This window comes from Stieleria sp., from assembly GCF_041595215.1.
Lineage (GTDB): Bacteria > Planctomycetota > Planctomycetia > Pirellulales > Pirellulaceae > Stieleria > Stieleria magnilauensis.
The window spans coordinates 1-2914 of sequence record NZ_JBFHKV010001070.1 but is presented as its reverse complement, the minus strand read 5'-3'; the positions used below and the strand labels follow the sequence as shown (position 1 = coordinate 2914).

Annotated in this window: 3 protein-coding genes; 2 read left to right on the top strand and 1 reads right to left on the bottom strand. The window is 58.7% G+C overall.

Annotated features, from left to right (window positions below):
- Positions 1–332 (bottom strand): AraC family ligand binding domain-containing protein (locus ABX749_RS28115; protein ID WP_372898950.1); only part of this gene is annotated, 332 nt, incomplete at its 3' end.
- Positions 333–503: 171 nt separating this feature from the next.
- Between ABX749_RS28115 and ABX749_RS28110 the strand changes: the two genes are divergently transcribed.
- Both ABX749_RS28110 and ABX749_RS28105 read left to right on the top strand, forming a co-directional pair.
- The gene (locus tag ABX749_RS28110; protein ID WP_372898949.1) at positions 504–1496 is read left to right on the top strand and encodes a dihydrodipicolinate synthase family protein; all 993 of its coding nucleotides are present in this window, start codon (positions 504–506) and stop codon (positions 1494–1496) included.
- A gap of 260 nt (positions 1497–1756) precedes the next feature.
- Positions 1757–2914 (top strand): NADH:flavin oxidoreductase (locus ABX749_RS28105; protein WP_372898948.1); only part of this gene is annotated, 1158 nt, incomplete at its 3' end.

Sequence of the window (2914 nt, the reverse complement as noted above, 5' to 3'; positions counted from 1 at the left end):
CCGCGGCGCAAACGGGAAATCAGCCCGTCGTCGAACGCGAATAACGACGGATCGATGCAACAAACGTACAAACTGCTCGCCGCATCCGGGGCATCGGTGATCCGGTTGGCGGTCATCGGCGGAACGATCACCAAATCCCCCGACTCGAAATGGTGCACGCGATCCTGGAACTCCAGCACGCCGCGGCCACGCAGGACGTAGACCAGTTTTAGAAACGAGTGCTCACGCCATTCCATCGTGAACTGTGGCGAATGGTGGCTCTCCAACACCAGCACGCCCCACTCGGGAAGATTCTCGTGCAGCGCTCGATCGGTCAGTGTTTGCTTTGGCATTGCCACAATCTCATTGACATCGGTCACACCGGCAAGCGGGCATCCATCAACCGGCCGCATGCCCGAAATGCCAAACGCGACGTGACCGATTTTCCAAGACAGCCGTGGAAGAATCGTCTATTCTCTGCCAATCAGACTTCAAATTTGCCCGAAACGCAACTGGCCAGGAACATGAATCAAGTGGAACCGATTGACCCGATCAAGATGTTGAAACCGCGGCGAAAAATCACCGGCGTTTCGGCGATTCTGTTGCCGCTGTTGAGCGATCTTTCGGTCGACTGGCCGGGCTTTGACGCTCATGTCGAGCGGACGTTCGATGCCGGATTGGCCCCCGCGGTCAACATGGACACCGGCTACGGGAACTTGATCGACGATGCGACCCGCCAACAGGCGCTGGAGCGGACACAGTCGATTGCGGGGGGCCGCGATTATGTCGCCGGAGCCTTCGTCGCTGACCAGCCCGGCGCCCCCTTCAACGCCGACGCCTACCGAGTCGGGGTCGAGCAGATTCAATCGCTCGGCGGAACCCCGATCTTTTTCCAGTCCTATGGGCTAACCCAGGGAAGCGACGATCAGATCGTCTCCCGCTACGAAACCCTGGCCGCGGCCTGCGATTCGTTTTACGCGTTCGAACTGGCTCCCGTGTTCGCACCCTTCGGCTGCATCTATTCCTTGGACGTCTACGAACGTCTGATGCAAATTCAAAATTGCACCGGTGCCAAACACTCGTCGCTCGATCGAGTCCTGGAGTGGCAACGCTTGCAACTCCGCGACAAGATCCGCCCGGAATTCAAGGTCATGACCGGCAACGACCTGGCGATCGACATGGTGATGTACGGAAGCGACTATCTGTTGGGACTCAGCACGTTTGCGCCCGATGCCTTCGCCGCCCGTGACGCCATGTGGGAAAACGGTGACGAGGCGTTCTACGAACTGAACGATTTGCTTCAGTACCTCGGCGCGTTTGCATTCCGCCCGCCAGTCCCCGCCTACAAGCACGACGCGGCCATGTTTTTAAAGCTGCGTGACCAAATCCAAACCGATCAAACCTACCCCGGCTCCCCGGCTCGCCCGGACAGCGACCGCGAGGTGCTCGGCCACATCGCCCGCGATCTGGAATCAATACTCGATCGCACCGGAAAGTCACTCGAAACGACCGCGTAGGGTGTGAACACAATTAATTTTGGAGTTGCGTTGATCGAGCGGAAAAGCGGTCAGGGCGGAAAAAATACCCACGGATGGCAGCGCGAACCCACGGATGATAAGGCGCCAGAATTCCGTGGGTTCGCGCTGCCATCTGCGGGCTCAATGACCATTCAACGCAACCCTCGAATGAAACCTGAACAAAGCATTCGCCACAGCCTGGTTGCCGGACGCACCATTCACTTCTCTTCACCTCATTTACCCCACTGACGTCATTTTCCATGCCGACTTATCCACGCATCGCCAGCCTGAAGACGTTTGACGATTTCCAAACGCGGCTTCGCGAACTTGATTTGCAGCTCGCCGCCGATGAAGTCGTTGACTCCGGCGACACCTCACCGCTAGCGCAATCCGCCAAGGTCGGTAAGTTGACGATCGGGAACCGGTTCTGCATCTTGCCGATGGAAGGTTGGGACGGCACAACCGATGGCAAGCCGACTGAACTGACCCGACGACGTTGGAAGAACTTTGGCATCAGCGGCGCCAAACTGATGTGGGGCGGTGAAGCCGTTGCGGTTCGGCACGACGGCCGGGCCAACCCGAACCAATTGTGCCTGACCGAAAACAATCTTTCCGAAATCGGTGCGCTGCGTGAACTGTTGATCGCGGCGCACGCCGAACGGTTTGGCGACACCGATGATTTGGTCGTGGGGTTGCAACTGACCCACTCGGGACGGTTCGCCCGCCCGAACGAAAAAACGAAACCTGAACCACGCGCCGCCCAGCGAAACCCGGCGCTCGATCCGCGACTGAACATCACCGATGATTCGGGCATCATGACCGATGATGAACTCAAGTCCCTGATCGATGATTTTGTCATCGCATCGGCCCGCGCCGCCAAGCTCGGCTACCAGTTCGTCGACGTCAAACACTGTCACGGCTATCTCGGTCACGAGTTGCTCAGTGGTGTCGATCGGCCGGGCGAATTCGGCGGCAGCTTTGAAAACCGAACGCGGTTCTTGCGCGAGATTGTGGCGGGGATCCGCGCCGAAGCCCCTGAGCTGGAATTGGGCGTCCGGCTCAGCATCTTCGATTTCCTGCCCTATCGGAAATCCGATTCGGGCGTCGGCGAACCCGAGCCCGCCGGCGACCCGCGACTGGTCTTCGGGTCCAATTCACGCGGCGACGGTGTGGAATTGTCCGAACCGATTCAGTTTCTGGAATTGATGCAGTCGCTTGGAATGAAATTGATTTGCACGACCGCGGGCAGCCCCTACTACACACCGCACCTGCAACGCCCGGCCTTCTTCCCACCCAGCGACGGATACCAGCCGCCGGAAGACCCATTGATCGGGGTGGACCGTCAAATTGAGGCCACCGCCGAACTGAAGAAGCGTTTTCCGCAGATGTTCGTCGTCGGATCAGGGTACACCTATCTG

Excerpts from the sequence above, each read along its gene's own strand:
- ABX749_RS28110 (WP_372898949.1), top strand. The coding sequence starts at position 504 with ATGAATCAAGTGGAACCGATTGACCCGATCAAGATGTTGAAACCGCGG.